Source organism: Microbacterium sp. ZW T5_45 (assembly GCF_044987415.1).
Lineage (GTDB): Bacteria > Actinomycetota > Actinomycetes > Actinomycetales > Microbacteriaceae > Microbacterium.
This window is the reverse complement of record NZ_JBJDRJ010000015.1, coordinates 78809-85655: the sequence shown is the minus strand read 5'-3', so window position 1 is coordinate 85655 and position 6847 is coordinate 78809. Positions and strand designations below refer to the sequence as shown.

Annotated in this window: 8 protein-coding genes; 7 read left to right on the top strand and 1 reads right to left on the bottom strand. The window is 68.7% G+C overall.

What is annotated here, in order from left to right:
* On the bottom strand, positions 1-202 hold a 202-nt coding region (locus tag ACI3KS_RS10105; RefSeq protein WP_404917818.1), incomplete at its 3' end, for a hypothetical protein.
* 46 nt (positions 203-248) lie between these two features.
* Between ACI3KS_RS10105 and ACI3KS_RS10100 the strand changes: the two genes are divergently transcribed.
* Genes ACI3KS_RS10100 through ACI3KS_RS10070 form a run of 7 tightly spaced genes read left to right on the top strand, consistent with a single transcriptional unit; the run spans position 249 to position 6605 of the window.
* Positions 249-1136, top strand: coding sequence for an AAA family ATPase (locus ACI3KS_RS10100; RefSeq protein WP_404917816.1), 888 nt, complete (start codon positions 249-251; stop codon positions 1134-1136).
* A gap of 7 nt (positions 1137-1143) precedes the next feature.
* Positions 1144-2031 carry a DUF58 domain-containing protein gene (locus tag ACI3KS_RS10095; RefSeq protein WP_404917814.1) on the top strand — a complete coding sequence of 296 codons (888 nt, stop codon included), beginning with the start codon at positions 1144-1146 and terminating at the stop codon, positions 2029-2031.
* Positions 2018-2512, top strand: coding sequence for a hypothetical protein (locus ACI3KS_RS10090; RefSeq protein ID WP_404917812.1), 495 nt, complete (start codon positions 2018-2020; stop codon positions 2510-2512). Before ACI3KS_RS10095 ends, ACI3KS_RS10090 begins: the two co-directional genes overlap by 14 nt.
* Positions 2503-3489 (top strand): vWA domain-containing protein, encoded by a 987-nt coding sequence (locus ACI3KS_RS10085; protein WP_404917810.1) that lies wholly within the window; start codon positions 2503-2505, stop codon positions 3487-3489. The genes ACI3KS_RS10090 and ACI3KS_RS10085 overlap by 10 nt, the downstream gene beginning before the upstream one ends.
* On the top strand, positions 3486-4667 hold the full coding sequence (locus ACI3KS_RS10080; protein ID WP_404917808.1) for a vWA domain-containing protein: 1182 nt from the start codon (positions 3486-3488) through the stop codon (positions 4665-4667). Before ACI3KS_RS10085 ends, ACI3KS_RS10080 begins: the two co-directional genes overlap by 4 nt.
* 58 nt (positions 4668-4725) lie before the next feature.
* Entirely contained in the window at positions 4726-5487 is a 762-nt protein-coding gene (locus tag ACI3KS_RS10075; protein WP_404917806.1) for a hypothetical protein, read from the top strand.
* Positions 5481-6605, top strand: a complete 1125-nt coding sequence (locus ACI3KS_RS10070; RefSeq protein WP_404917804.1) for a hypothetical protein — start codon at positions 5481-5483, stop codon at positions 6603-6605. Before ACI3KS_RS10075 ends, ACI3KS_RS10070 begins: the two co-directional genes overlap by 7 nt.
* The last annotated feature ends 242 nt before the right edge of the window (positions 6606-6847 follow it).

Genomic DNA, 6847 nt, shown 5'->3' with positions numbered 1-6847 from the left:
CCGCACAGGCGTCCCCGGCATCCCCGGCACCGGCGACGCGGGCCGCAGCATCCGCCGCCGCCTCAGCCAACGCCGCATCCGCCGCCCCCGCCAGCAGCGCCCCGGCAGCAGCAAGCGCCTCATCCACGTCACCCGCACCCTCCTCATCGAAGGGTCCGTCGGCCGACGAGATCGCCCGGGCCAGCGGCATCCTGAAGGTCATCTCCGACGCGTACTCGGCCAAGATGGTCGGCCAGGAGCGCCTTCGCATGAGCCTGCTGATCGCGCTCATCGCGGGCGGGCACATCCTGCTCGAGAGCGTGCCGGGCCTCGCGAAGACCACGGCTGCGAGCACCCTGTCCGACACCGTGAAGGCGTCGTTCAAGCGCATCCAGTGCACCCCCGACCTGCTGCCCAGCGACATCACCGGCAACCAGATCTACGACGCGGCGACCGGCTCGTTCCGCACCGTGCTCGGCCCGGTGCACGCGAACTTCGTGCTGCTCGACGAGATCAACCGCTCGAGCGCCAAGACCCAGAGCGCCATGCTCGAGGCGATGCAGGAGCACCAGACCACGATCGGCGGCGAGATCCACCACCTGCCGAAGCCGTTCCTCGTGATCGCGACGCAGAACCCCATCGAGCAGGAGGGCACCTACGAGCTCCCCGAGGCGCAGATGGACCGCTTCCTGCTGAAGGAGATCGTCGAGTACCCGAGTCCGGCCGAGGAGTTCGAGATCCTCGGTCGCATCGACTCCGGCGTGCTCGACCCCGACCGCCACGTGTCGAGCGCGGTCACGCTCGACGACGTGCGGATGCTGCAGGATGTGGCCTCGCGCATCTACGTCGATCCGGCGATCCGCAACTACATCGTCTCGCTGTCGTACGTCACCCGGAACCCCGCCCCGTACATCGGCGATGAGCGTGCGCGCTTCATCAAGTACGGTGCGAGCCCTCGCGCGAGCATCGCCTTCCTGCAGGCCTCGCGCGCCCTCGCGCTGCTGAACGGCCGCACCCATGTGCTGCCGGAGGACATCCGCTCGCTGCGCCACCTCGTGCTGCGCCACCGCGTGCTGCTGACGTTCGAGGCCGACGCCGAGGGCATCCGCAGCGAGGAGATCATCGACCAGATCTTCGCCGCGGTACCCACACCCTGAGCACACGATGCCCAGCCTGATCACCCAGGTGAAGAGCAAACTCTTCATCCACTCGTCGCGCAAGTCGCTGCACGCGCTCGACGGTGCGTACGCGTCGCTGCTGCATGGGCGCAGCCTCGACTTCGAGGACCTGCGCAGGTACGAGTACGGCGATCAGGTGCGCGACATCGACTGGAGGGCGACCGCCCGCCAGGGCACTCCGCTGGTCAAGCGGCATCGCGCGCAGCGCATGCACACGATCATGTTCGCCGTCGACACCGGCCGCTCGATGACCGCGCTCGCGCACGACGAGCGCTCGAAGAAGGAACTCGCGATCCTCGCGGCCGGCGTGCTCGGCGTGCTGGCCCTGCGCCACGGCGACGACTTCACCACCGTCTACGGCGACGCCGACGGCATCCGTCGTCTGGCTCCCGGCCGCAGCGAGGGGGCGCTCGAACACGCTCTGCGCACGATCGATCACGCGGTCGACGCCAGCACCTCTCCCAGCGACCGCGACTCCCTGCTCTCGTACATCACCCGCACGATCTCGCGGCGCATGATCGTCGTGATCGTCACCGACGAGGCGCCGATCACCGACGACACCGAGCGGATGCTGCGCCGGCTGCGCGTGCAGCACGATGTGCTGTGGCTCACGGTGCGCGACGCCGACGTGGTGCTCGATCACACGACGAACACGGTGCGTAGCGACGTCGACACGATGTGGGACGTGCCCGACTTCGTGCAGGGCGATGCCGAGATCGTGCGCGAGCTGATGGCGCAGTCCGAGGCGGATGCCGCTCGGCTGGCCGAGACGCTGCGGAGTCTGGAGATCAGCCACGCGGTGCTCACGGGGCAGGACGATGCGGTCGCGCAGCTGCTGCAGCTCTTGAACCGGAGGTCTCATGCCCGGCTCTGACGAGCTCTACCCGCCGTTCCAGTACTCCGGCTGGTGGCTGCTGCTCGCGTTCGGCCTGCTGTTCGCGCTCGTGGCGGGCGCCTGGCTTCTCGTGCTGCTCACGCGACCGCGCCGCGGGAAGACCTCGTTCGAGACCGACCAGGCAGGTCCGCAGGTGCTCACCATGGACGTGCTGTCGCAGCTGCGCGTGGAGTACCTCGAACGCATCCAGCTCATCGAGACCGACTATCGCGAACGCCGGCTGTCGGCGCGCAACGCGAACCTCGAACTCAGTCGCGTCGTGCGCACCTTCGTCAACGAATACAGCGGCATCGAGGCGCCGGTGCTCGCCCTCGACGACCTCGTCGCTCGCGGCGTGCACCCAGCGCTCATCGATGCGATGGGCCGCCACTACTACCCGAGCATCTTCCGCCCCGGACCCCCGATCGACCCGGCCGCGGGCGCCGAGGCCGCGAGGACGGTGGTGCGCACATGGCACTAGCGATGTGGTGGATGATCCTCGTCTCCGGCGGCGTGGTCGTCGTCGCCGCCGCGATCGGACTCGTCCTCGGCCTGCGCTCACGGGCGCGGACGGATGCCGGCGAACGGGCGCGCGTCGCGCGCGCCGAGCGTCTCCGGGCGCTGCCGAGCTTCCGCTCCGCACTGCGTCGGCGGGTGCTGGGGCTCACCGGCATCCTCGCATTGGGCGCCGTCGCGGTGATCGCGGCCGGCGTGGTGGCCGCCCGACCGCAGACCGCGCAGACTATCCAGCCCGTCAACACGAGTCGCGACATCATGCTCTGCCTCGACGTGTCGGGTTCGATGAGCGAGGTCGACGTCGAGGTGCTGACCGTGTTCGAGGAGCTGCTCGACGGTTTCAAGGGCGAGCGCATCGGGCTGACGATCTTCAACAGCTCTCCTGTGCAGATCTTCCCCCTCACCGACGACTACGAGTTCGTGAAGGGCCATCTGCAGAGCATCCGCGAGAGCTTCGACTATCTCGATGCGGTTCCGGAGCACTGGGTCGGCACGCTCAACGGCGACGGCGCCTCGCTCATCGGCGATGGGCTCGCGGCCTGCTCGATGGCCTTCGACCACCCCGACGACGAGCGCTCGCGCTCGGTGATCCTCGCGACCGACAACGAGATCAACGGCGCCTCGATCGTGACGCTCGATGAGGCCGCCGCCTATGCCAAGGCCAACGGCGTGCGCGTGTTCACGCTGAATCCCGTGGAGGGCAAGGACGAGGCGGTCAGCGCGGAGCTCGAGAAGGCGGCCACCGCGACCGGCGGTCGTGCTTACGGCCTGCGTGACACGACGACCGTCGAGGACATCGTCACCCAGGTGCAGGAGCAGGAGGCCGCGGAGCTCAAGGGACAGGCCCAGGTCGTCTGGAGCGACAGTCCGAACCTGTGGATCGTCGTGCTGATGATCGTGGCGCTCGGGTTCGTGCTCGTGGCCTGGAGGGTGCGACTGTGATCTTCCAGCCCGTGCTCAACGTGTTCCTGCTGCTGCTGTTCTTCGTCCCGGTCGCGGTCGTCGCCGTGATGGCGATGGTGCGCAGGCCGGCGTCCGGCAGCGTCGCGACGCATCGCGGACTGTGGGCGATGCGTCTGGTCATGCTGCTCGCCTGCTTCGTGATGCTGCTGCGGCCAGGCATCCCCGGTGGGACCACCGAGACCCTCGCGACCGACACCGACATCGTGCTGGTCGTCGACACCACCGCGAGCATCGTCGCCGAGGACTGGGACGGCGACGAACCCCGTCTCGACGGGGTGCGCGCCGACGTGCGATCGATCGTCGACGAGTACCCGGGAGCGCGCTTCGCACTGATCACGTTCGCGGCATCCGCCGACCTGCGGATGCCGCTGACCACCGACACCACGGCACTGGTGTCGTCACTCGACGTGCTGCGGCCCGAGGTCACCAGCCAGTCGCGCGGCAGTTCGGTCGGGATCGCGAGCTCGCTGCTCGAGGAGACCCTCTCGTCGGCGGCCGAGGCGTCGCCCGACCGCGCCCGGATGGTGTTCTACTTCGGTGACGGCGAGCAGACCGACGGCAGCACGCCCGAGTCGTTCGACAGCAGTGCGGACCTGACGGATGCCGGGGCGGTGCTCGGCTACGGCACCGCCGAGGGCGGCCCGATGAAGCTCACCACCGGTGCGGTGGACGGGTCGGATGCCGGGTACATCCAGTACCAGGGCGGGAACGCGCTGTCGGTGATCGACGAGACGAACCTGCAGGCGATCGCCGATGAGCTCGGCGTCGAGTACCAGCACCGCACAGCGGATGCCGAGATCACCCTGCCCGATGCTCCGTCGACCACCACATCGTTCTCGGAGTCGGGCGAGGTCGGCAATGCGACCGAGCTGTACTGGATCGCCGCGCTGGTCGTGGCGGTGCTGCTGGGGGTCGAGCTCGCCAGGGCGACCATGCTGGTGGCGCGACTGCGGCTGCTCAGGGCTCCCCGGTCGGTGAGCGAGCCCCGATCGTTGAGCGAGCCCCGATCGTTGAGCGAGCCCCGGCCCTCGACCGAGCCCCGGTCGTTGAGCGAGCGTAGCGAGACGAAACGCCCGGCCCCGCAACCCTCCTCGACCGAAGACGTTTCGTCTCGTCGCTCCGCTCCTCGCTCAACGACCGAAGGCGGTGCCTCATGACCGACGACGTTTCGTCTCGTCGCTCCGCTCCTCGCTCAACGACCGAAGGCGGTGCCTCATGACCGACACTCAGGCTGCAGCATCCGCTCTGCTCGCCTCGAATCGTCGCCGCCGCCGCATCCGTCGGTGGGTCGCGATCGGCACTCTGCCGCTCACGCTCGCAGCGCTGCTGTTCGTCGGCAAGCTGCTGAGCATGTACGCGTTCGCGCATCAGTCGATCAGCGCGTACGTCGTCGACGACTACGCCGGTGCGGAGTCCTCGGCGCGTGGGCAGGAGTTCCTGAACGTGTTCGAGCCGTACAAGGCGCCGTTCAACGTGGGCACCGCGCTGGCCGGTTCCGAGCGTCTGCCCGAGGCGAGGGCGAAGCTCGAGGAGGCGCTCGATCTCGCGCACGGTCTCGAGGTCTGCACGGTGCGCGTCAACCTCGCGCTCGTGATCGAGCGGCAGGGCGATGCCGCGAGCGCCGACGGCGACGCTGCGGCGGCGGCCGAGTTCTACGGCGAGGCGCTGACGATCACGACGGAGACCCCGGAGGAGTGCAGCAGCGATCAGGCGCAGGAACAGTCCTCCGACTCCGAGCGCGACATGGAGGACACGCAGGACGGCACCGAGGACCGGCTCAAGCAGAAGCAGCAGGAGCAGTCGCAGCAACCGCAGGATCCTGAGGAGCAGCAGGAGGATCCGCAGGAGCAGGATCCGCAGCCCTCGGAGGAGAAGCTCGACGACCTGAAGGACAAGCTGGAGCAGGGTACGCAGGAGCGCGATCAGCAGAACGACGGCGATCAGCCGGGCGGCTCGGGAACGGACAAGCCATGGTGATGGACAGGGAGAAGCAGCGCCAGCGGTACATCGCCGGCACCGAGGGCGCGCCGCCCGTGCCGCCGCCCGGCGGCTATCGCAACGCACGTCGGCAGCAGGGGGCACCCGTCGCCCCGCAGCCCGTCGCTCGGGACTTCCTCCCGCTCACGGCATCCGCGCCCGAGGACGAGCGCCCGTCGTCGTCGATCCTCAGTCGGGTGGCGCTGGGCGTCTCGATCCTGTTCGTGCTGGTGCTGCTGATCACGATGATGGTCGGCGGCACCGACGTGTTGTACGGCGTCACGATGCTGGCGTTGCAGCTGGTCGTCGTCGCGGTCATCGTCGCGGCGATGGTGTCGCCACGGGGACGGATGCTGGGCGGCATCGCGCTCGTGATCGCCGTGCTGTTCAACGTCGCCACGGTCGGCGGCATCGCTGCGCTGCAGTCGTCGGCGACCGGCACCTACGACGGCATGAAGAGCGACGAGCAGAAGCACGAGGAGGCGTACCCCGGCATCAAGGGCGAGGATCCGCAGACCGCTCTGTACCAGCCGTCGGTCGAGGACATCAGGGCGGATGCCGATGCGCTGTTCGCCGAGATCCGCGAGGAGCTGACCGCGACGTACGGCTACGAGTGGGTCGAGGTCGGCGAGGACGACCTGCGTCCGGAGCGCAACGGCTACGGCGGGGAGTCGATGCTCTACGAGTACCGCACCGCGGCGTGGGCGACGACCGAGCCGATCCAGGACTATGACCGCAAGCTCGAGGTGCTGGATCTCATCGACAGCATCGTCGTGGAGCACGGCATGTACAGCCTCTATTCGTTCAATGATCCGGTCGGCTCGAACATGGATCCGGCGACGATCGCGAAGCTCTACGGCAGCGAGGATCCGCGCACGCAGCACTCGTGGGAGTCGGTCACCTCCGCCTATGACGGTCCGATGCGCTTCTATGCGACGATGACCGATCTGTCGCAGGATCCGACGGGGAGCGAGCGCACCGCGCGCGAGGCGCAGAGCGCGCGGACCGGCGAGCCGCTCGAAGGTCTGCAGCTGTTCGTGATGGCGAACGCGGTGCTGAGCGACGACGATCGCGAGGCGTACGAGAAGAAGCTCGAGGAGTACCCGGGCTACTACTGAGGGCTGTTGCGATTCGCGGGTCGTGTGCGGGTCGCGGGTGCTCTGCGATTCGCGGGTCCTGTGCGATTCGCGGGTCCTCTGCAGGTCGCGGGCCAGGTGCAGCGCTCGGAGAGCGAGTATCCGAAGGACGCACCTCGAGGGCCCAGTCCCACAGTCCCAGTCCCAGGCCCAGTCCCAGTCCCAGGCCCAGGCCCAGGCCCAGGCCCAGGCCCAGGCCCAGGCCCAGGCCCAGATCGATACCG